The organism is Pseudomonas sp. R45(2017), from assembly GCF_002112305.1.
Classification (GTDB): Bacteria; Pseudomonadota; Gammaproteobacteria; order Pseudomonadales; family Pseudomonadaceae; genus Aquipseudomonas; species Aquipseudomonas paraglycinae.
This window is the reverse complement of sequence record NZ_NEHH01000004.1, coordinates 61,654-84,105: the sequence shown is the minus strand read 5'-3', so window position 1 is coordinate 84,105 and position 22,452 is coordinate 61,654. Positions and strand designations below refer to the sequence as shown.

The 22,452-nt window shown below is 60.6% G+C and carries 19 protein-coding genes; 3 read left to right on the top strand and 16 right to left on the bottom strand.

Translation table 11 applies throughout. The annotated features are described in order from the left end of the window. Nucleotides 1-17: 17 nt before the first annotated feature. The 3 genes from CAF74_RS10480 to CAF74_RS10470 are packed head-to-tail and all read right to left on the bottom strand — an operon-like array spanning nt 18 to nt 5,244. On the bottom strand, nt 18-3,083 hold the full coding sequence (locus CAF74_RS10480) for an efflux RND transporter permease subunit (RefSeq protein ID WP_085746322.1): 3,066 nt from the start codon (nt 3,081-3,083) through the stop codon (nt 18-20). Further along, nucleotides 3,080-4,144, bottom strand: a complete 1,065-nt coding sequence (locus CAF74_RS10475) for an efflux RND transporter periplasmic adaptor subunit (protein ID WP_085746321.1) — start codon at nt 4,142-4,144, stop codon at nt 3,080-3,082. Before CAF74_RS10475 ends, CAF74_RS10480 begins: the two co-directional genes overlap by 4 nt. Next, nucleotides 4,141-5,244 (bottom strand): efflux RND transporter periplasmic adaptor subunit, encoded by a 1,104-nt coding sequence (locus CAF74_RS10470; protein WP_085608591.1) that lies wholly within the window; start codon nt 5,242-5,244, stop codon nt 4,141-4,143. Before CAF74_RS10470 ends, CAF74_RS10475 begins: the two co-directional genes overlap by 4 nt. Nucleotides 5,245-5,388: 144 nt before the next feature. On the opposite strand from CAF74_RS10470, the gene CAF74_RS10465 reads away from it, so the two are divergent. Continuing rightward, entirely contained in the window at nt 5,389-6,549 is a 1,161-nt protein-coding gene (locus CAF74_RS10465) for an AAA family ATPase (RefSeq protein ID WP_085746320.1), read from the top strand. 245 nt (nt 6,550-6,794) lie between these two features. Here the strand turns inward: CAF74_RS10465 and CAF74_RS10460 are convergent, their stop codons facing one another. From CAF74_RS10460 to CAF74_RS10400, 13 genes are all read right to left on the bottom strand, one after another. Beyond that, a complete protein-coding gene (locus CAF74_RS10460; protein ID WP_085746319.1) occupies nt 6,795-7,673 on the bottom strand; it encodes a transporter substrate-binding domain-containing protein in 879 nt (292 codons plus the stop codon). Then, nucleotides 7,670-8,467, bottom strand: a complete 798-nt coding sequence (locus CAF74_RS10455; RefSeq protein WP_085746318.1) for an amino acid ABC transporter ATP-binding protein — start codon at nt 8,465-8,467, stop codon at nt 7,670-7,672. Before CAF74_RS10455 ends, CAF74_RS10460 begins: the two co-directional genes overlap by 4 nt. Then, nucleotides 8,464-9,123 carry an amino acid ABC transporter permease gene (locus CAF74_RS10450; RefSeq protein ID WP_007952770.1) on the bottom strand — a complete coding sequence of 220 codons (660 nt, stop codon included), beginning with the start codon at nt 9,121-9,123 and terminating at the stop codon, nt 8,464-8,466. Before CAF74_RS10450 ends, CAF74_RS10455 begins: the two co-directional genes overlap by 4 nt. Then, the gene (locus CAF74_RS10445) at nt 9,104-9,769 is read right to left on the bottom strand and encodes an amino acid ABC transporter permease (protein ID WP_074689410.1); all 666 of its coding nucleotides are present in this window, start codon (nt 9,767-9,769) and stop codon (nt 9,104-9,106) included. Before CAF74_RS10445 ends, CAF74_RS10450 begins: the two co-directional genes overlap by 20 nt. A 462-nt stretch (nt 9,770-10,231) precedes the next feature. Then, the gene (locus CAF74_RS10440) at nt 10,232-11,029 is read right to left on the bottom strand and encodes a MetQ/NlpA family ABC transporter substrate-binding protein (protein ID WP_085746317.1); all 798 of its coding nucleotides are present in this window, start codon (nt 11,027-11,029) and stop codon (nt 10,232-10,234) included. Between the two features lie 166 nt (nt 11,030-11,195). After that, on the bottom strand, nt 11,196-12,128 hold the full coding sequence (locus CAF74_RS10435; protein WP_085746316.1) for a sigma 54-interacting transcriptional regulator: 933 nt from the start codon (nt 12,126-12,128) through the stop codon (nt 11,196-11,198). A 56-nt stretch (nt 12,129-12,184) separates the two neighbouring features. Then, a complete protein-coding gene (locus tag CAF74_RS10430) occupies nt 12,185-12,766 on the bottom strand; it encodes an alpha/beta hydrolase (protein ID WP_007952774.1) in 582 nt (193 codons plus the stop codon). Between the two features lie 169 nt (nt 12,767-12,935). Continuing rightward, complete coding sequence (locus tag CAF74_RS10425; protein WP_003220570.1) at nt 12,936-13,337, bottom strand: biopolymer transporter ExbD; 402 nt, start codon at nt 13,335-13,337, stop codon at nt 12,936-12,938. Between the two features lies 1 nt (nt 13,338). After that, nucleotides 13,339-14,064: a MotA/TolQ/ExbB proton channel family protein gene (locus tag CAF74_RS10420; protein WP_007952775.1), complete on the bottom strand. Its 726-nt coding sequence runs from the start codon at nt 14,062-14,064 to the stop codon at nt 13,339-13,341. A gap of 45 nt (nt 14,065-14,109) precedes the next feature. Then, the gene (locus CAF74_RS10415) at nt 14,110-14,922 is read right to left on the bottom strand and encodes an energy transducer TonB (protein ID WP_085746315.1); all 813 of its coding nucleotides are present in this window, start codon (nt 14,920-14,922) and stop codon (nt 14,110-14,112) included. 379 nt (nt 14,923-15,301) lie between these two features. Continuing rightward, entirely contained in the window at nt 15,302-15,628 is a 327-nt protein-coding gene (locus CAF74_RS10410; protein WP_039764506.1) for a hypothetical protein, read from the bottom strand. A 181-nt stretch (nt 15,629-15,809) separates the two neighbouring features. After that, the gene (locus tag CAF74_RS10405; protein ID WP_085746314.1) at nt 15,810-17,153 is read right to left on the bottom strand and encodes an aryl-sulfate sulfotransferase; all 1,344 of its coding nucleotides are present in this window, start codon (nt 17,151-17,153) and stop codon (nt 15,810-15,812) included. 23 nt (nt 17,154-17,176) lie between these two features. Continuing rightward, nucleotides 17,177-19,537 carry a TonB-dependent receptor gene (locus tag CAF74_RS10400; RefSeq protein WP_085746313.1) on the bottom strand — a complete coding sequence of 787 codons (2,361 nt, stop codon included), beginning with the start codon at nt 19,535-19,537 and terminating at the stop codon, nt 17,177-17,179. Between the two features lie 165 nt (nt 19,538-19,702). Between CAF74_RS10400 and CAF74_RS10395 the strand changes: the two genes are divergently transcribed. Together CAF74_RS10395 and CAF74_RS10390 are read left to right on the top strand one after the other, a co-directional pair. Then, nucleotides 19,703-20,647 (top strand): LysR family transcriptional regulator, encoded by a 945-nt coding sequence (locus CAF74_RS10395; protein WP_039764502.1) that lies wholly within the window; start codon nt 19,703-19,705, stop codon nt 20,645-20,647. A gap of 101 nt (nt 20,648-20,748) precedes the next feature. Beyond that, nucleotides 20,749-22,359: an alkaline phosphatase family protein gene (locus tag CAF74_RS10390; RefSeq protein ID WP_085746312.1), complete on the top strand. Its 1,611-nt coding sequence runs from the start codon at nt 20,749-20,751 to the stop codon at nt 22,357-22,359. The last annotated feature ends 93 nt before the right edge of the window (nt 22,360-22,452 follow it).

Below are 22,452 nucleotides of genomic sequence, written 5' to 3'. Positions count from 1 at the left end.
ATATGTAACAGGCGTACTCACTGTGCCGATGGCGAAGCGTCCTTCTTCGGCTCGCGAATCTTGTACCAGGCCACGTACAGCGCTGGCAGAAACAGCAGCGTCAGCAGGGTCGCAATCACGATCCCGCCGATCATCGCGTAGGCCATCGGCCCCCAGAACACTTCCCGGGCGATCGGGATCATGCCCATGCTCGCCGCCGCGGCGGTGAGCAGGATCGGGCGACGTCGGTGCTCGGTGGCTTCCACCACCGCATCCCACGGCGCGTAGCCTTTGCGCTCGAACTCGTCGATCTGGGTCACGAGGATCACCGAGTTGCGGATGATGATGCCGATCAGCGCCAGGATCCCGAGGATTGCCACGAAGCCCATCGGCGTACCGGTCGGCACCAGCGCCAGCACCACGCCGATCAGCCCAAGCGGCGCGACACTGGCCACCAGGAACAGCTTCTGCACGCTGTGCAGCTGGATCATCAGGAAAGTCGCCATCAAAAACAGCATCAACGGCAGCACTTTCGCAATCGGCCCTTGGGCCTTGCCACTCTCCTCGACCGTACCGCCGGTGGCGACCTTGTAGCCAACGGGCAGTTTTTCGGCGAACGCGTCGATGGACGGCTTCAACAGTTTCACCAGATCGGTCGGCTGAATCTCGTCACGCACCGACGCCTTGATGGTGATGGTCGGAAGGCGATCACGACGCCACACCAGCGGCTGCTCCAGCTCATAACGAACCGTGGCGAAGGCCAGCAGCGGAATCGACGTGCCGTTGGGCGTGACGATCTGCAGGTTCTGCAGGGTTTCTGGCGTACCGCGTTCCGAACTCACCGCGCGACCGACCACATTGATCAGGTAGATGTCGTCGTTGACCTGGGTCAGCGGCGCGCCACTGACGATGCTGTTCATCAGGTTCGCCACGTCCTCGGACGACAGCCCGAGCTGGCGCGCCTTGTCCTGGGCGATGTCGATTCGCAGGACCTTGCCCGGCTCGTTCCAGTCGTAAATGATCTCGCCGATGTGCTCGTTCCTGTCCAGTTCAGTCGCCAGGTCGATGGCGTGTTTGCGCACCTGGTCGATGTCCTTGCCGCTGATCCGGTACTGGATCGGACGCCCCACCGGCGGGCCCATTTCCAGCGCCTGCACGTAACTGCCGATGCCGACGAAGTCCTTGTGCAGCCGTTCGCGCAGGCGCTGGCTCAGGGCCTCGCGGGCTTCGAAGTCTTTGCTGACGATCACCAGTTGCGCGTAGTACGGGTTCTGCAATTGCTGGTCGAGTGGCAGGTAGAAACGGATCGCACCCTGACCGATGTAGGTGCTCCAGCGCACGATGTCCGCGTCGCCCTTGAGCGTGGCCTCGAGCTTGTCGACGGCCTTGCGGGTCTCGTCGATCGAGGCGTTTTGCGGCAGGTTGAGGTCGACCAGGATTTCCGGTCGATCCGAGGACGGGAAGAACTGATTCTGCACAAAACGCATGCAGAACACCGCCAGCACAAACAACAGCACGGTGATGCCGATGGCCCACCAGCGATTGCGCATGCACCACAGCAAACCGCCATTGAATGCGCGGCCAACGCGCCCCGGTTCGGCCTCATGGGCTTTCACGTTGGTACTGAGAATGTGCACGCCGATCACCGGGGCGAAGAACACCGCCACGATCCAGGACACGATCATCGCCACGGCAATCACCGCGAACAGCGTGTAGGTGTACTCGCCGGCAGAACTGGCGTTGAGACCGATGGGGACGAAACCGGCGACCGTCACCAGCGTACCGGTGAGCATCGGGAACGCGGTCGAGGTGTAGGCGAATGTCGCGGCCTCCTCCTTGCTCTCGCCCATTTCCAGGCGCGTGACCATCATTTCCACGGTGATCATCGCATCGTCCACCAACAGGCCGAGGGCAATGATCAGAGCGCCGAGGGAAATCCGCTGCATGGTGATGCCGCTGTATTCCATAAATACGAACACCATCGCCAGCACCAGCGGGATCGAGCACGCCACCACCAGCCCGGCGCGCACGCCGAGGCTGATGAAGCTGACCACCAGCACGATCACCACTGCTTCGAACAACGCACTGGTGAAGCCGCCGACGGCTTCCTCCACCACCACGGCCTGATCCGACACCGTGTGCACCCCGACGCCGACTGGTAGATCCGCCGTCAGTTCATCGATGCGCTTGTGCAGAGCCTTGCCGAATTCCTGAACGTTGCCGCCCTTCTGCATGGCAATTGCCAGCCCAATCGCCGGTTTGCCGTCGAAACGGAATTCCGGCGTGGCCGGATCGGTGTAACCGCGAGTGATGTCGGCGACGTCTGCCAGGCGATAGAAGCGGTCGTTGAGTTTGAGATTGACCTCGGCCAGGTCTTTCTCCGAAGCGAACTGCCCCGAAGTCCGCACGGAAATCCGCTCGGGGCCGGCCTCGATGACACCGGCCGGAGTCACGGCGTTCTGCGATTGCAGGCTCTGCACCACCTGGCGCTGATCAATGCCCAGCGCCGCGAGTTTGCGGGTGGAGAAGTTCAGGTAAATCACTTCGTCCTGCTGGCCGATCATTTCGATCTTGCCCAGCCCCGGCACATTGCGGATCTCGGCCCGCGCCTGTTCCACATAATCGCGCAACTGGCGCATGGTCAGGCCGTCGGCGGTGAAGGCGTAGACCGAGCCGAAAACATCACCGAATTCGTCGTTGAATCCCGGCCCCTGAATGCCTTGAGGAAACTGCCCGCGAATATCGTCGATCTTCTTGCGCACCTGGTACCAGATTTCCGGAATGTCCTTGGCGCTGGTGGTGTCGCGCAGGTACACGTATACCGTCGATTCGCCGGGGCGCGTGTAGCTTTTCACGTAGTCGAGGGAATCGAGTTCTTCGAGCTTTTTCTCGATGCGGTCGGTGACCTGCTTGAGGGTTTCTTCCTGGGTCGCGCCCGGCCATTTGGTCTGGATCACCATGGTCTTGATGGTGAACGACGGGTCTTCCTCGCGCCCCAGATTGAAGTAGGAGAACACCCCCATGAGCAATGCGACGAACATCAGATACCAGACGAAAGACTGATGCTTGAGGGCCCATTCGGAGAGATTGAAAGAGCCTTTCATTGACTGTCCTCGTCAAGTTTCACGGATTGTCCGGGTTTGAGACTGTTGACGCCGGCGCTGACCACACGCTCGCCGTTCTTCACGCCCCCCGCAAGTACAACACTGCTATCGGTGCGGCTGATCACGCTGACGTCGCGCGGGTTGACGGTTTTGCTCTGGGTGTCGATGACCCAGATCCGCGCTTTTCCGTCGACCTCCTGCAACGCGGTGACGGGCAATTCGATACGCGGCTTGATCGCCGAGCTGAGGGTGACGCTGATCGCGGTGCCGAGGCGAAAGCCGTCGGGCGTATTGGCCAGGGTCAACCGTGCGCGGCGGGTGCGCGTCGCACTTTGTGCCTGGGGTTCGATCTCGCGCAGGGTGGCCGTGGAGTTGATGCTCGGGTCGAGCTGCCCGGCCACCAGAAACACCACGTCAGGAGGTATCTCATCGACCAGGGTGTCCGGCAGATCGATCACGGCTTCCTTGATATCCGGTTGCGCCAGGGTCACCACCTGCTGGCCCGCCGTCACCACTTGTCCGGCCTCGGCGTTCCACGCGGTGACCACCGCCTTGTGGTCGGAGCGTAGCTGGGTGTAATCGAGTTGATCCTTGCTCTGGTTGACCGCCGCCCGCGCCTGATCCAGCGAAGCCTGGGTGGTTTTCAGGTCCGTCATGGCAATGTCCAGTTGCGCCTGCGCGCCGACACCACGGTCGAACAGCGCTTGCTGACGGCGGGCATTGGCCTGGGCGTTGATCAGCTGTGCCTGAACCCTGGCCAGGTCGCCCTGGGCCGAACGCAACTGGTTCTGCTGGTCGGTCGGATCGAGGGTAGCGAGCAGCGTGCCCTTCTGCACCTCGGTACCGACATCGACGTTACGACTGGCAATGCGCCCGCCGACACGAAAACCGGTGTTGCTTTCATAGCGTGCCTGAATGCTGCCGGCGAAACGCCCGAGGTTTTCCTCGCTCATCGCTTCGACCTTGACCGACAACACCGGCCGTACCGGCTCCGGCGGTGGCTCGCTTTTCGAGCAGGCGGCGAGCAACACGCCAATGGATAACAGCCCCAGACGCTTCATGGCTGTGCTCCCGGTTGCAGATCCTTGTAGGTGTTTTCGGCAATTTCGACCTTCATGCCCGGATGCAGCAACTGCCCACCCGCGACAATGACTTTTTCCCCGCCCTTGAGGCCCTCGCTGATGATGACCTTGCCGATCAGATAGCGGCTGACGGTGACGTTGTGCAACTGCGCTTCGCCTTTATCGTCGACCATCCACACGGCTGGATCGCTGACGTTCTTGGTCAGCGCCGACCAAGGCAATTCAACCGCCGACTTGCCGGTGCCCTTGGCCGTGGCGCTCACCACCGAGCCCAGTTGCATCCCTTGCGGCAGGCTGTCGAGGCTGACTTTGACCTGCACCGTGCCGGATTGCGCGGACACCGCCGGGGTGATTTCGCGCACGGTGCCGGTGGTCTTGATGGCGGGGTTGTCGAGCAGGCTGACGACGATCGAACGCTCCGCCGGACGTTCGGCCAGCAGGGATTCATAAACGTTGAACACGGCGTCGCGGTCGCCGTCACGGGCCAGGCTGAATATCGGCGCCGTAGCCTGAACCACCTGGCCGACTTCGGCCTGACGCTCGGTGATGACGCCGGGTGCATCGGCGATCAGCGAGGTGTAGCTCAATTGATCCTTGGCATTGGCCAACTGCGCCTGGGCTGCACTCAAGGCACTCTGGCTGCTGCGCAAGGCGGCCTGCGCGGAATCGTATTCGCTCTGGCTGGTGTAGCCCTTGGGCAACAGTTTCTGCTGGCGAACGAACGCGGCGGCGCTCTGTTTGACCCGCGCCTGCTCGGCCACTACCTGAGCCTGGGCGGAATCGACGTTGGTCTGCAAATCCTTCGGATCGAGCTTGGCCAGCACTTGTTTGGCCGAGACACGATCACCGACATCGACCATGCGCTGGATGATCTTGCCGCCGACCCGGAACGACAGTTCGGTCTGCACCCGTGCCTGAACATCGCCGGTGAGGGTCACGGCGGCGGCGTAATTGGCGGGGTTCACCTCCTGCACGAAGACCCGGGGCAGGTATTCCGCAGGGGCCTTTTTCTCGCCGCAGGCGCTCAATAAAGCGAACAGACTCAGCATGACCGCTGTTTTCAATCCGGGACTCGCCATGCAGACTCCTTCCTGTGTACGAACGTGCAAGTGACGATACGACTGTGAGCTTAGAACAGGGTTCAACCTTCGTCCGGGCGATATATGCATTTCTGTGCAGCGAGTATCCTGATCCGGATTTCGGGGCACCCAAGAAGGATTTTCATGCTCAAGACCCTCGCGGTGGCCAATTACCGCTCGATCAATAAATTGGTGATTCCGCTGGGCCGTCTGAACCTGATCACCGGCCCCAACGGCAGCGGCAAGTCCAACCTTTATCGGGCGCTGCGGCTGCTGGCGGAAACCGCTCAGGGCGGCGTGGTCAATGCGCTGGCCCGTGAGGGTGGTCTCGACTCGACCTTCTGGGCCGGACCGGAAACCATCAGCCGGCGCATGCGCAACGGCGAGGTGCCGATCCAGTCCACCGTGCGCCAGGGTGTGAAACGCCTGCGTCTGGGCTTTGCCGGGGAAGATTTCAGCTATTCGATCGCCCTGGGTTTGCCGGAGCCAAGCCTCTCGTTTTTTTCCCTCGACCCGGAAATCAAAAAGGAATGCATCTGGGCCGGGCCGCTCTATCGTCCGGCCAGTCTGCTGGTGGATCGCGACGGGCCGATGATCCGTACCCGTGAAGGTCGTGGCTGGGATGTTCTGGCGCAATACACGCCGAACTTCGACAGCCTGTTCGATCAGGTCGGCAGCCTGCGTACCTCGCCGGAAGTTTTCCAGATGCGTGAGTTCATCCGCCGCTGGCGCTTCTACGACCACTTTCGCAGCGACGCCGACGCCCCGGTGCGCCAGCCGCAACTGGGCACGCGCACGCCGGTGCTACATCACGACGGGCGCGATCTGGCGGCGGCGTTGCAGACCATCCGCGAGATCGGCGATCCCGAGGCGCTGCAGGCGGCGATCAGCGATGCGTTTCCCGGTGCACGGCTGAACATTGCGCCGCTGGCAGGCGGACGCTTCGCTATCGAGTTCTTTCAGGAAGGATTGCTGCGGCCGTTGTCGGCGGCGGAACTGTCGGATGGCACGTTGCGCTATCTGCTGCTGGTCGCCGCGCTCCTGACGCCACGCCCGCCGTCGCTGATGGTGCTGAACGAACCGGAAACCAGCCTGCATCCGGATCTGCTGCCGGCGCTGGCGCGCTTGATTATCCGGGTGTCGGAGCAGTGTCAGGTGTGGGTGGTGTCCCATGCCCGGCGATTGATTTCGGCGTTGCAGGAAGACCCGGAATGCAATTGCATCGTGCTGGAAAAAACCCTCGGCCAGACGGGGATCGTCGGGCAGAGGGTTCTGGATGAGCCGGCGTGGAATTGGCCTGATTAGGTGTGTCAGTTGGAGAGCCCCTCACCCTAACCCTCTCCCAGAGGGAGAGGGAACCGATTGGGGAAAGCTCAAGAGTTACGCCGACCTGAAAGTGCTTCTGTGAATCCATAATCGACTCGGTGTCTCAGGTCGATGTAACTCTCAAAACACCTCGGTCGGCTCCCTCTCCCTCCGGGCGGTCCGACGTTTCGGGAGGGCTGGGGTGAGGGGTTGCTCTGCATCCTCACCGCCGACCTGTCAGGCAATCAGCCCTGCCACTTCCCACCCTCAACAATCACGCTCTCGGGCTTGGTGTCATCACTCAGCTCTTTACGCACATATTGGTCATACAGCTTGAGCAGATATTTCTCCTCACCAAGCTTGGCCAGTTCAGTATTCACCCAGTCGCGCAATTCGATATTGCCCTTCTTCACCGCCGGGGCAATCGGCGCTTCGGCGCCAAGTTTTTCGTCCAGCACGCGGTAGCCCGGGTTCTGCTTGGCCCAGCTGAACAGCACCAGATTGTCCTGCGCGTAGGCATCGCCACGGCCGTTGGCCAGGGCTTGCAGGGACTCGGAGTTTTTCTCGAACTTCAGCAGTTTCCAGTCCGGGTGGTTCTTGGTCAGCCAGATATCGGCGGTGGTGCCGGTGGTGACGATGGTGGTGCGGGTCGCCAGGTCATCCAGCTTTTTCACCTCACTGCCTTGGGGCACCAGCGCCTGCACCGCGACCTTGAGGTTCGGGTTGGTGAATTCCACCGCTTCCTTGCGCTCCGGGGTCACGGTCATGTTGGCGAGGATCAGGTCGACCTTGTCGCTTTGCAGGAACGGAATACGGCTCGCCGGTTCCACGGCCACGAACTCGACCTTGTTTTCATCGCCCAGCAGATCCTTGGCGAATTGACGGCCGATGTCGGTATCGAAGCCGACGTAACGCCCCGCTTCGTTGACGAAACCGAACGGCGGCTTGTCGGTGAATACGCCGACGATCAGCTTGTCGCGGGCTTTGATCTTGTCCAGGTAACCGGCCGGTGCTGTGCTTTCGGTGGCGACTTTCGGCTTGGCCGGTTCTTCGGTCTTGTTGCAGCCGGCCAGCAACGCAAGGCTGATCAGCGGTAAAGCAAATAAGGCTTTCGCAGTTTTCATGGCAGTTCCAGTTCCTTGGTTTGAGACGTTGTGGGCGAAGTCGTTGAAGTCAGCGCTTCGACGTAGGAGAACTTCTCCAGGAACTGCTGCGCGCGTGCGGTTTGCGGGTTCGTAAAGAAAAGCTCGGGCGGGTTCTGCTCAAGGATGCGCCCGCCATCCATGAACACGATGCGATCGGCCACCGCGCGGGCGAAGGCCATTTCGTGGGTGACGATCAACAGGGTCATGCCTTCGCGGGCCAGGCCCTGAATCACTTCCAGCACCTCCTTGACCATCTCCGGATCAAGGGCGGCAGTGACTTCGTCGAAGAGCATGACCCGCGGGTTCATGCACAACGAACGGACGATGGCGATGCGTTGCTGCTGGCCGCCGGAGAGCTGGCGCGGGAAGGAGTCGCGCTTGTCCGCCAGGCCGACGCGCGCGAGCAACGCTTCGGCTTGTTGCTGTGCTTCGCGGCGTTCGCGCTTCTGCACTTTCAGCGGGCCGAGCAGCAAATTGTCGAGCACGCTCATGTGCGGAAACAGGTGATAACTCTGGAACACCATGCCAATCTGCTGACGCACTTCGCGCCAGTCGGTGGCCTTGTCCAGCAATTCACGGCCGGCGAACTTCAGGTGACCGCTGTGGGCGGTTTCCAGACCGTTGAGGCAGCGCAGCAAGGTGCTTTTGCCGCAGCCGCTGGGGCCGAGGATGACGATGACTTCGCCGGACTTCACCTGCAGGTCGATGCCCTTGAGCACCTGCTGTTCGCCGAAGAATTTGTTGAAACCCTGAAACTCGATCAATGCGCTCATGCTTGCGTCCAGCGCCGCTCCAGCACGCGCGAGGCGGCCGACAGCGGGTAGCAGATAAAAAAGAAAAACAGAAACAGCGCGCCGTAGATCAGCACCGATTCGTAGGTGCGCTCGATGATCTGCTGGCCGACCTTGATCACATCGACAACGCCGATCAGCACCGCCAGCGAACTGGTCTTGATGATCCGCGTGTAGACGTTGATGGTCGGCGGCGTCATGCGTTTCAGCGCCTGAGGCAGCAACACGTAGCCGTAGAGCTGCGCCGCGTTCAGACCGATCGACAGCCCCGCCTCACGCTGCCCGCGCGGCAACGAATGCAGCGCACCGCGCGCCACTTCGCCAACCTCGCTGGCGCCCCACAGCGACAGCACCAGCACCGCGCACCAGAAGCTCGGCAGGCTCAGGCCGAAGAAAATAGGCAGGCCGAAAAACAGCAGGTACAACCAGACCAGCACCGGGATTGCCCGGAACAGCTCCAGATAGATCCGCAGCAGCGCGTTCAGCCACGTCACGTTGAGCGTGCGCAGCACGCCGTAGAGCACGCCGCCGACGGTGCTGATGGCGATACTGAGGAACGAGATCGACAGGGTTTGCCCGGCGCCTTTGGCCAGTTGCGGCAACGACACCCAGAGCAGTTCAAGACCCGAACTGGCCATGCTGGAGCCTCCTTTCCAGACGGCTCAACAGCAGCGACAGCGGCAGGAACAGCAGCACGCAGATCAGCGTCAGCACGGCGAGCATTTCGTAGGTTTTGTAGTAGAGCGCGATGTAGCTTTTGGTGGTGTAGAGAATTTCCGGCACCGCCACTGCCGAGACCACGGTGGTCTCCTTGAGCAGGAAAATGAAATTGGCGAACAGCGACGGCAGGCTGAGGATCCCCGCTTGCGGCAGGATCACGTAGCGCAGCAGCTGACCGTGGGACAGGCCGATTGAGCGGCCCGATTCAAGCTGCGCCTGAGGCACCGCATCGACACCGGCGCGCAGCACTTCGGTGAGGTAGGCGCCGCCGAGAAACGTCATGGTGATGATCGCGGCGCTGAATCCGGAAACCTTGATCCCCAGGGCCGGCAGCGCGAAGTAGACGAAGAACAACTGGATCAGCAGCGGCGTGTTGCGCGCCAGTTCCACATACAGCCCGACCAGTTTTTGCAGGTAAGGCGTGCGGAACACCAGAATCGTCGCATTGAGCAGCGCCACCAGTAGCGAGGTGCCAATGGCAATCAAACCGACCTGCAGCGTCACGCCCACGGCCTTGAGAAACGCCGGCAGGGTGCTGAGGATAAATGCGTAATCGAAGGTCATGAAACATCCTGACGCCGCTCGGTAAGCGACGGTGGTGCAGTCCATGGACAGCGGGTAACTGTCCGGCAGGCACCGACTTTAAAGGTATAAGAAAAAGAATTTAAATACCGTTAAAGCATATTGATATCACGCAAAAAACTATCCTGCGGGTTTGCTCCGACAGAATAAGAAGGCTATTTTTCCTTTCGCTGTAGGACGGATCTTTTTTTCGTAAAAGCCCTCCAAGGACGAACAGCTTTTGGCCAGACTCCCCCGGCCAACCCCATAACAAGGAAGAGAACATGGACGTAAAAGTGCCGCAGCGACCGGACCCGCAGGATTTCGTGAAATGGCTGGTGGCCTTGCGCAGGGCGCTGAAAACCAGCGCTGCCTGAGTTATCCACACGCAAAAAAAAACGCCGATGACCATCGCTGATCATCGGCGTTTTTTTCAACCTTGAAGGGGGTTGCTGTTGCGTCGGATCAGAACGCCGGCAGTACCGCGCCGTTGTACTTCTTCTCGATGAACGCTTTGACTTCAGGGCTGGTCAGGGCAGCGGCCAGTTTCTTGATGGCGTCGCTGTTCTTGTTGTCTTCACGGGCAACCAGGAAGTTCACGTAAGGCGAATCAGCACCTTCGATCACCAGGGCGTCCTTGGTCGGGTTCAGCTTGGCTTCCAGTGCATAGTTGGTGTTGATCATGTCCAGGTCGACTTCTTTCAGAACGCGCGGCAGCAGGGCCGACTCCAGTTCCTTGAACTTGAAGTTGTGCGGGTTCTTGGCGATGTCTTTTGGAGTCGCCAGGGCGTTCTTCGGATCTTTCAGCTCGATCAGGCCAGCCTTCTGCAGCAGGATCAGAGCGCGACCGCTGTTGCTGCCTTCGTTCGGAATGGCGATGGTGGCGCCGTCCGGCAGTTCAGCCAGGGCCTTGTACTTGCTCGAATAGCCACCGAACGGTTCAACGTGAACGCCTTGCACGGTCACCAAGTACTTGGCCTTGTCGTCCTTGTATTTGCCGGCGTTGAAGCTGTCCAGGTAAGGCTTGGTCTGGAAGTAGTTGGCGTCCAGACGCTTCTCGCCCACCTGTACGTTCGGCTGTACGTAGTCGGTGAAGACCTTGATTTCCAGATCCACGCCTTCTTTGGCGAGGGTCGGTTTGATCAGTTCGAGGATCTCGGCGTGCGGTACCGGCGTCGCAGCAATCACCAGTTTCTCGCCGGCCTGGGCCAGGGAAGCAGTCAGAGCAGCCGCCAATGCGGTAAACAACAGAACCTTTTTCATGCAGTGTCCTTATCGAAAATCACGGTCGTCATCGACGACGGCATTAATACGTGTGCCAGCGATGTGCTACTGCTGGCGTGAAGCGGACAATACCGGGATTTTTTATTCCCGGACAATAACGTTTATTCAGCTTCATATTCCATTTTGTTCATGTTGAACAAAATGGTTACAACGCCTCGCTCAGGCTCAACAGCAATTCTTTCAATGCCTTACGTTCGTCGACGGTGCCGTTGAGGCTGACGCTCGCCACCTGACGTTCGATCTGAACCAGCGGCCCAGACACCTCGGGCAGGTTCAGGTGCTCCGGCAGGATTTCGTCGCCGGTGCTCACCAGCAGCGCAAAATGAATGACGTTTTCCAGCTCCCGGGTGTTGCCCGGCCAGCTGTGTTGCTCCAGCACCTGTTGCGCCGCCTCGCTGATCAGCGGCACCGGCAGGTCCAGGCGCTGGCTGTAAATGCCGAGGAAGTACTCGGCCAACGACAGAATGTCGCCGACCCGAGCGCGCAACGCTGGCAGTTCCAGATGGCCTTCGCTGAGATAGTGATAAAGCCGCTCGTGGAATTTCCCTGCCGCCACCGCTTGCGCCAGATCGATGCTGGTCGCCGCTACCAGGCGCACGTCCACCGGGCTCGGTTGATGCGCACCGACGCGGGTGACTTCGTGGTTTTCCAGGGCGGAAAGCAACTTGATCTGGATCGGCAGCGGCAGGTCGCCGATCTCGTCCAGGTACAAGGTGCCGCCGTTGGCCGAGCCGAACCAGCCGGCGCGACTGCTGGCCGAGCCGCTGTAGCTGCCGGCGGCGTAGCCGAACAATTCGGCATCGGCGTAGGTCGGGCTGATGGCGCCGCAATTGACCGAGACAAACAGCCCGCTGCGATCACTGGCGCGGTGGATGTGGCGGGCGAGCAATTCCTTGCCGGTGCCGGTCTCGCCGCGAATCAACACCGAGATCGAGCGTGGTGCGAGCTGCGCCATTTCCTCGCGCAACTGGCGCGAGCGTGGATCGACAAACACCAGCGCCTTGGCGCGAATGCTCAGGGGACTTTTTTCCGCATCGGGAAAGGTCAGCAACGGCTGGCCGAAGGTTTCAAAACTCATGGCAGACTCCCGCCCCAAATCGCCGGGAGACGGGGGCGTTGAAAAAATAAAAGTGATCAGGCACGGCGCCGGGCGTGGTGTTCCATGCGGTTTTGCAGGCGATACAGATAAGCGAATCCCTGCTCCCAGCGTTGATGCCCGGACTTCACGTTGATATGGCCGGCGCCCGCGAGAATCCCCGCCTCGGCGCCCCAGTTGCGCGCCAGTTCCAGCGCACGCGGCGCACTGACGGCGGCGTCATTGTCGGAGCTGACGACCTGGCTCGGGAATGGCAGCAGATCGGTCGGGATCGGTGCGAAATTGCGCAGTGCCGGCACGCACGCCGGGCGCTCGACATCTGCCGGCGCAACCAGCAGCGCCCCGCGCACCTGACGCAAATGATGCAGTGGCGCAGTAGCAGCCCAGTGCGCCACGGTGATGCAGCCCAGGCTGTGAGCAATGAGAATCACCGGCGAGCTGTCGGCGGCAATCGCCTCGGCCAGCGCCGCGACCCAGTCTTCACGACGCGGCGTCAGCCAGTCGGCCTGCTCCACCCGCGCGCTGTTGGGCAGGCTGTTCTGCCAGTGGGTTTGCCAATGATCTTCTGGCGATCCTTGCCAGCCCGGCACAATCAGATAACGGATTGATTCGTTGCGCATGGGGGAGCTCTCCTGCGTCGTGTCTGTTCCTGAACGAGTATAGGGACGGGATATATATTCGTTAAGGAATAAGAAGCTATTTATTAAGACCTGAAAAGCATATTAAGCATTCGGCAAAAAAAGGGGCCGCACCCTGCCAAGGAGACGGCCCCGGAAAAACGTGAAACCCTTATCGTGCAGTGATCACCGACAGCTTGGTGATGCCCGCCCGCTCAATCGAAGCCATGGCTCGCGCCACTTCGCCGTAATTCACCCCGTCGTCGGCCTGCAATTGCACGCGCACTTCCGGGTCCTTGGCCTTGGCCGACTTGAGGTTGAACTCCAGCAGGTCCGGCTGGATTTCGTCCTTGTTGATAAACAGTTTTCCAGCACCGTCGATGCTCACCACCAACGGGTCTTTCTGCTCGACCGGCGCCACCGCTTCGGTTTTCGGCAGGTTGATCGGTATCGCGTTGGTCAAAAGCGGCGCGGTGACGATGAACACCACCAACAGCACCAGCATCACGTCCACCAGCGGCGTCACGTTGATCTCGCTCAGCACCTCGTCGCTGTCTTGCGTGGAGAAGGCCATATCAGGACGCCTCCTTCACTTTTGTTGCGTTGCCCTGGGCCGCAGCCTTGTGCGCGGTCGGGTGGATCAGTACGCGGAACGAGCTCTTTTGCGCCAGGCTGTAGAAGTCGTGGGCAAAGTCGTCCAGGTCCGCCGCCGTCAGTTTCAGACGACGCAAAAAGTAGTTGTAAACCAGCACCGCCGGCACCGCGACCGCGATCCCCACCCCGGTGGCGACCAGCGCTGCACCGATGGGCCCTGCGACCGTTTCCAGGCTCGCCGAACCTGCCGCGCTGATGCCTTTCAACGCTTCCATGATTCCCCACACCGTGCCGAACAGACCAATGAACGGCGAGGTGCTGCCAATACTCGCGACCACCGCCAGACCGGTTTCCAGCGAACGGCGCTCGCGGACGATCTGCTGGCGCAAGGCACGTTCGAGGCGATCCTGATGGTTGATCGCCTGGCTCAGGTCATTGGCCTGCGGCGCCTCGCCCACTTGTATCGCCGCATAACCGGCCTGTGCCACCCGCGCTGCCGCGCCGGGCTGGGTTTCGCTCAACTCGGCGGCGGAGTCCAGACTCGACGCCGCCCAGAAGCGTTTGTGAAATTTTCGGTCCTGCGCCTTCAACCGGCCGAACTGCAAAGCCTTGAGCAATGCCAGGCCCCAAGTGGCGACAGAGAAGACCACCAGCAGCCAGATCACCGCGCTTTCGATGGATTCCAGTGGAGATGCCAGTAACGTCATGATGTATTCCCTCGTGTAAACGTTTAGCGCGAAATTGGTTTCGGTTTAATGAATCTTGAAATCGATGGGTACGCTGACCCAGCCGTCCTGGGCGACATCACCCTGCTTGGCCGGCACGAAGCTCCAGCGCCTCACGGCGTCCAGCGCCGCGTCGTCGAGCTGTTGCCGGCCACTGCTTTTCTGAATCTGGATCTCGCCCGGTTTGCCGCTGGCCAGTACGTGCACCCGGAGCAACACCGTGCCTTCCCAACCGCGACGCTGGGCCAGCGACGGATACTCCGGCGCCGGGTTCTTCAGGTACGCCGCGTTGGCCGAGGCCGGCGTCACCGGAGCAGGTGCCGGTGGTGCAGGTGGCGCGGGCGCGGCGACCGGGTCTGCCGGTTGTGGCGGAGCCGGTGGTTGCTCGACGGCTTTTGGCGCCGGTTTCGGTACGGGTTTGGCGACCGGTTTCGGTTTGGGAATCGGCTTCGGTTTTGGTGGCGGCTTGGTTGCCAGTTCGTCCTCCACCGGTGGCGGAGGCTCGACCACCGGTGCCGGTGGCGGCGGTACAACCACAGGTGGTGCCGGTGGCGCCGGGCGCGAAAATTCGATGGTCATCGGAGGAATTTCCGGCGGCACGATCGGCAGCGCCGGTGTCGGATGCTGGTTGATCCAGTAGATCACCGCGCCGTGCACCACCAGCGCCAGAACGCCGAGCAGAATCGTTTCGCGGCGGCTCAGAATGCCCTTGGGCGCGCGCTGCAAACGCAGCTGCCCCAACGGCACGCGATGGGGCCGGCCGAGATCGACCAACTCGCCACTCGGCGCTTGGCGCCACAGCACCTCCTGTGCACTGGCGGCGGTCTGGACATTGCCCATTGCTTTACTCCCTGCGGTCTCTTTGCGTTTTTTCGCGTAGCCGATTCGCCGCTTGTTGAATCCCCCACGGCGTGATCGATGGGTCAATCATTGGGCTAGACGCTTATCTCCGAAAGTAATCTTTCATGTTATGAATAGATGTTTATGGAATATACGAAACAGTCATTTCCGCCAAAGCCACGGCCCGCAAGGCTTTCAGCGATTCGCCGGAATCGACATGCTTTCCCGGCATAAAAAGTATTCATCCAAGGCATCGGGTTATCGGTGACCCGGGATTCAGTGACAACTAATACCAAGTTGATAGTTGACGAACTTTTTAAAAGGCAAACAAAAAGGCCGATGCATGTTTAATGCATCGGCCTTCGATTTACGGAATTTCTTATTGCTTCAGAAACTCACCACCCAAGTTCACAACTTCACCATCGAAGTTCACGCGGGAGCCGGTAGCCCGGAGTTTCGCGTAGTTGTGATCAGGCGAAAACAGCGTCCAGGTCTGATAACCACTATTTCCGTTCTGAGCCAGCACCGCGATTGTGGTCGGGTTGCCGGTGCTGTTCTGGAAGTGGTAGTTCCCGTAACGGATGTCGTAATTCACGCCACCCTGGCTGAGGGTGCCGCTGAAGCTGCCATTGGAATCATTACCGTCGGTGATAACCAGCTTGGCGCCAGAGTTGGCATTCACATAAGTGCCATTAATGCTCGACATAACGAGATTTCCTTTATCGTTGGATAAGTGTCTTCCGATGAGAGCAAGTTTCCTCCTGGAAACTCACGACACTCAGGATGGTTGGACATTCATTTATTGTCCACGCGACTTTTCAACGAAATTGCTATATGCACTATTCATGTCACTCATAACTTATTTCGATTCGGAAGACTCTTAATAACTAACGACTGGCATTGGTCTGCTGTACACCAATGGCCGGCGCAATCACTGCCGTTTCCGAGCGCGGCGTTCCTGCCGGCACCCAGTCATAACTCACAGGAAGGGCCCGATAGACCCAGTTGCTGATCGCGTCGCTGCCCGGCGCCTTGCCCAGATAAGGGCTGACGTATTCCCAGACGTTTTCACCGCTGGCTGTCACCTGGAAGAACCGCCCGTTCATGCCTTCATCGATCAGCGTATTGCCGTTGGGCAAGCGCCGCGCGCTGCTGATGAACGAGCTGTAGAACGCCCACCCCGGCTGCTTCGAATTCGCCGCGCTGTACTGCCAGACGATTTCATTTTTCACCGGGTCGATCTCCAGCACCCGCGAGCCGGAAATCAGCCCCAGCGTGACGTTCGGGTAACCCGCCGAACCCTGGTTGTCGAACACCAGCAGATTGCCCGCGCCGGGCAGTCCGGCCGGGATGATGTGCGCGTCATGCTGGCCGACGAACTGGTCCACCGGGCGCGGGATTTTCTGCGCGGTTTTCGGATTGGCCAGCGGCAGATTCGGCCCCAGGCGCCAGACCACTTTGCCGCTGTGCCTGTCGATGATCGCGATGAAGTTGGCGTTGCGCGAATCGATCAGCAGGTTGTCCGGATTGAAGCGCTTGTCGCCGGCATCGAACCATTTGTTCGGCCCGACCAGGCTGAGGTTGTTGATGTGCAGGTAATCCGGATTTTCACTGGCGCGAACCAGCTTCAACTGCTCGGCGGTGAAGCCGAATTCGTTCAAGTGATCCGACGCCAGCCACTGCCATTTCACCTCGCCGGCGGGGCTGACTTCATAGATCGCATCGTCAATCACCTCGGGCACTTTGAAGCCTTTGACCTGGTGCACCTTGTTCGCCAGCACCACGGTGTTGCCGTTGCTCAGGCGACGCTGATCGTGATGCTGTTGCGCAGCGCCACCGGGGGCCTTGTCGCCCCACTGCCAGACGACTTTGCCGTTCCAGTCCAGTTCACCGACGCTCTGATTGCCGAGGCCGTTGCCGGCGGAACCGAGCTTGCCCGGATCCTTTTCGCTCAGTTGCAGCAACACATGACCGCGCTCGCCACCGACCAGTTGCGGGTCGATGATCGCCGAGGGAAAACCTGATTGCGGCCAGTTCTTCACCTCGTGGCCGTTCATGTCGATCAGGTGCGTCTGCTTGTCGGCACCGCTGAAGATCACATATTGATTGAAGGCCTTGGCCGGGTCGTAACGGGTGACGCCGGTGGGGTAGACGCTGGGCGCGGCGAGCGCCCCGGCACTGAGCACTGCGCCGGACAACAACACCGGTATAGCGGTTTTGATGCGCAACATGATGCAGCTCCTTGAAGGATCGATCAGAAGTCGTAGCGACCGGTGACGCCGAGGGTGCGCGGCGTTCCGAGCAAACCTTCATAGCCGCCGTTGCCGCCGGTCCACAGGGTCGTGTAGTAGGTTTTGTCGAAGGCGTTTTTCAGCCACAGCGAGATGTCCCACTGACCCTGGTTGAAATCGCCGCGCAGGCCGGTGGAGAGATTGACCACCGCATAGCTCGGGATCTGGCCATAGTCGGAATCTTCGACCGTGCCCACCGCTTTGGAGCGGAACGCGTAGCTGCCGGTGACGTAAGGCTGCAGGCCGTTATCCAGATTCCATTCGTACTTGCCGTTGGCGTTGCCGATCCACTTCGAGGCGCCGACCACCTGATGGCCGCTGAGGTCGCAAGAGGCCGGAGCACCCGGTGCCTGGCTGACTTCCGGCGGGCACGGCGCGTCCTTGTACGAGAGGTAACTGACGTCGTTGTACGAGCCGTTGAAGTTCAGCGTCAGGCCGCGCAACGGGATCACGGTGCTCTCGAACTCCACGCCGCGCGAGCGCACCGAACCGGCGTTGGTCAGGTATTGCACACGGTTGACGTCGTCGTAGGCGTTGGTCTGGTAAGCGTTGACCTGAGTCCAGAACACGTTGGCGTTGAGCTGCAAACGGCGATCCCACAGCGTGCTCTTGAAACCGAGTTCGGCGTTGTTGGCGCGCTCGGTACCGATAAGCAACGAGTCGGCACCAGCGGTCGGGGCCGAGCCGACCACAAGGTTGACCCCACCGGATTTTTCACCGTGAGACAAGGTGGCGTAGCCGAGCAGATCATCGGTGAAGCGATAGCTGAGGTTGAGCAATCCGGATGGGCTGGAGCTGTACTGGTTCAGGTCGCCGGAATCGTAGGCGCCAGTCCGGCCGCGTCGCGCGGTGGCGGCGGCACCCGTGACAGCAGCACCACCAACCGGCGCGTCGCGATTGACCCAGGCGTTCTTCTCTTCATAGGTGCCACGCACCCCGGCGGTGAAATCCAGACGCGGGGTCAGGTGCCAGGTGCCTTGGGCGAACAGCGCGAAGCTGTCGGTCTTGATATGGCCACGGCCGACGCTGTTGACGTTGGCCAGCGCGCCCCGTGGCGTGCCGTTCCAGATGTCTGCCTGCGGGCCGTAATAGGCGAAGGATTTGTTGTCCAGGTCCGAGCCGAAATAGTAGGCACCGAGGACGTAATCGAAGAACTCGCCCTTGGGCGAGGCGAGACGAAATTCCTGGGAATACTGTTTGTCCTCCACCGACACCCCGGCGTTGTAGGTTGCCGGCACGTTGAGGCCATCATCGTTGCGCGGGGTGAAATTCCAGAAGCGGTAGGAGCTGACCGAGGTCAGGGTGAAGTCGCTCGGCAGGGTCCAGTTGGCCTCCACCGACGTGCCGCCCTGATGCACGGTGACGTGCTGGTCATTGTCCAGATTGACCTTGCGGTGCGAGCCGTTGACCAGCGTCGCGCCGGCAGCGGCGGCGCGGGCCGAGTAGAGATTGACGCCATTGATGGTCGGCCCGGTGTTGTACAGCACGCGGGTGCCGGCGCTGGAATCCTCTTCGTTGTAATCACCGATCCAGCGCAGGTTGAAGTTTTCGTTGGGCTTGAACAGCAACTGCGCACGGAAACCGTCGCGGGAACCGCCGTTCAGATCATGGCCGTTGAATTCGTTCTTGATGTCGCCGGCGCTACGAGTGCGATAGGCCGACAAACGCCCGGCCAGCACATCGTTGAGCGGCCCGGAAATCGTGCCCTTGGTCTGGAAATAACCGTCCTCGCCGACCGAGGTTTCGATGCTGCGCTCCGGGGTAAAACTCGGCGCGCGGGTGCTGATGTTGATTACCCCAGCGGTAGTGTTCTTGCCGAACAACGTCCCCTGCGGCCCGCGCAGGACTTCGAGCTGTTCGATGTCCATTAGATCGAACACCGCCATCCCCGGGCGACCCAGGTAAACGTTGTCGATGTACAGGCCGACGCTGCCTTCCAGACCATCGCTGGCCGGGTTGTTGCCCAGCCCCCGGATCGACACGCTGGACTGACGCGCATGCATGTAGGCGACGTTGACGCTGGGCACCAGTTGCTGAAGATCCTGGATTCGGTAGACCCGTTGCGTCTCCAAAGTCGTGCCGCTCACCACGCTCATTGGCGTCGGCACATCCTGAGAGCTTTCTTCGCGACGGCGGGTGGTGACGGTCACGGTTTCCAGTTGCGAAGTGGCGGTCGCGGTCTTGCCGGCCGGTGCTGGCACAGGGGTTTGCGTTTCAGCGGCGTAGCCGTGGGTCCAGCTGGCACTCCCCGCCAGCAACAGGGCCAGAGGCAGACGTTTGAGCCGTCGTGGCGGCGGCGGTGAAGCGAGGTTCAACGGACTCATGGGGCTGCTCCTGGTCAAAAAACACGCAGACATCTTCCGTGCCGCATATTCTTTTGAGTTATTTATTTATGTTTTTACAAAGATTTACTGCATAAGAGATTGCCTTTATAAGGAGTCGACCTAATGCATATCCAATGCATTTCCCGGATATTTTTTATGTGAAAAATGCATATCGACTTGCGCCAACTCAGACACTTCATCGCCCTCGCCGAACAACGCAGCTTCGTCGCGGGCGCGCAGGCGGTGAACCTGTCGCAGTCGGCATTCAGCCGCAGCATTCAGGCGCTGGAACACAGCGTCGGTTGTCAGTTGGTGGATCGCGGACGCAAGGAATTGCCGCCGACCAAACAGGGCCAGGTGCTGCTTGAACACGCGCGGCGACTGGTCAGCGGTGCGCAGCAGATGGCCAACGAGATCAGCCAGTTCAACGGATTGGAGGCGGGGGAATTGCGCTTCGGTTGTGGCCCGGCGCCAGCGGCAGGATTGATCCCCCGAGCGATCGGCAGCTTCATCGGCCGCTACCCGAAAGCGCGAGTGCATTACCAGGTCGATGACTGGCAGAGCCTGAGCAAACGGCTGCTGAGCGAAGAGTTCGAATTCTTCGTTGCCGACACTCGGCACTTCGAGGCAGATCCGGATTATCTGACCCACCGGTTGAGGCCGCGCAAATGGCATTTCTGCTGCCGCGCCGGGCATCCGCTGGCCGCATCGGATCGGGTCACCGCCGAGCAATTGATGAGTTATCCACTGGCCGTCAGCATTCGCCCGCCAAACCTGCGCAAGGTCATCGTTGACCTCAGTGGCCGCCCGGATTTCGTTCCGAACGTGGAGTGCGAGAACAGCGCCAGCCTGCTCGGCGTGGTGCTGCGCTCCGATGCGATCGGCATCGTCGGTGCCTATTCGGATGCACTGCATCAAGCGCGGGGTGAACTGGTGTGCTTGAAGGTCGAAGGGTTGGCGGATGATCTGGAGGAGCTTTACACCCGTTACGGAATTGTCAGCCGCGCCGGGTATCGGTTGTCACCGTTGGCCGAGGCGATGATCGAGCAGATCAAGGCGATCGATGCGGTGGATGAGGAGGTGTGTTCACTGGCGAACCTCGCCGTCTGAGCCCATGCGTTTCATGCATGGCAAGCATTCCCCGAATGCACTTGCCGAACACCCTCGCCGAAAGCGAAAAACCTCGCCTGTCTTTCTGACTGGTGAACCCCATGTCCAACCCGCAAAACCCCGTGCGCAATGTGCTGTACATCATGTGCGATCAGCTGCGCCGCGATTACCTGTCGTGCTACGGCCACCCGCACCTGCACACCCCGAACATTGATCGCCTGGCCGCCGCCGGCGTGCGCTTCAGCCGCGCCTATACACAGGGCACGATTTGCGGCCCATCACGGATGTCGGCCTACACCGGGCGCTATGTCAGTAGCCATCAAGTGGCGTGGAACGCCGTGCCGCTGCCGCTGGAAGAACTGACCATCGGCGATTACCTGCGCCCCCACGGCATTCGTACTGCGCTGGTCGGCAAGACCCACGCCACGGCCAACGTCGATGCCTTGCAGCGGTTGGCGATCAACCCCGAAAGCGCCCAGGCCGAAGTGCTCAACGAAGTCGGCTTCGAGCCGTACTTCCGTCACGACGGCATCTTCCCCGACGACCCGCTGTTCGATGACAAACGCGAATCCGCGCCCTACACCCATTACCTGCGCGAGCAGGGTTTCGAAGGGCGTAACCCCTGGCATGACTGGGCCAACGCGGCCGAAGGCGACAACGGCGAAATCCTCAGCGGCTGGAAAATGCGTAATGCCCATTTGCCGGCACGAATTCCCGAGCAACATTCTGAGACTGTCTACACTACAAATCGGGCCATCGACTTCATCGGTGAGCAAGGTGAAAAACCGTGGTTTTTACACCTGTCCTATATCAAACCCCACTGGCCCTACATCGTACCGGCGCCGTACCACACTTTGTACAGTACGAAATCGATTCTCGAACCGGTACGTAATGCCTCTCCCAGCGACCACCCGGTCTATCAGGCCTTTCGCCAGCATGAGGAAAGCCTGAATTTCTCCAAAGATCCGGTACGACTGAACGTGATCCCGACGTACATGGGTCTGGTCAAACAGGTCGATGATCAGTTGGGGCGGCTGTTCGATTTCCTGCAAAGCAACGGCCGCTGGGAGGACACGCTGATCGTGTTCACCAGCGATCACGGCGATTTCTTGGGCGATCACTGGCTGGGCGAGAAGGAGTTTTTGCTGGAGCAGGCGGTGGGCGTTCCATTGATCGTGCGCGACCCGCGTGCGGCGGCGGATGTCACACGGGGCACCGTGGACGAGCGACTGGCGGAAACCATCGACGGCGTGCCGACCTTTCTCGAAGCGCTGGGCGTGACGGGGGCCGAGCATCGCCTGGAAGGTCGCTCGCTGATTCCGCTGCTGCACGGTGAAAACCCGGACTGGCGCCGCTATGCGATCAGCGAATACGACTACGCCTTCCAGGCCCCGGCGCGGGAGCGACTGGGCCAGCCGATCGACCGTTGCCGCATGACCATGGTGCGCAGCGAACGCTGGAAATACCTGGGGTACGACGGCTTTAGGCCGCAGTTGTTTGATCTGTTGAATGATCCGCAGGAGCTGCAGGATCTGGGCGCGGATCCGGCGTATGCGGCGGTGCGCGAGGAGCATGCGGGGTATCTGTTCGAGTGGGTGCGCGGGCTGAAGCGGCGCACGACGATCAGTCATCAGGAGATTGATTTGCGCGGGCAGCGGTTTCGCTATGGGGAGCCCGAGACCGAGAAGCTCGTTCAGATTGGCGTTTGGTAGTGATCGAGCGAAGGCAAGAGCAAGAGCCCCCTCACCCTAACCCTCTCCCGGAGGGAGAGGGGACTGACCGCGGGATATTGGTGATTTGCGCTG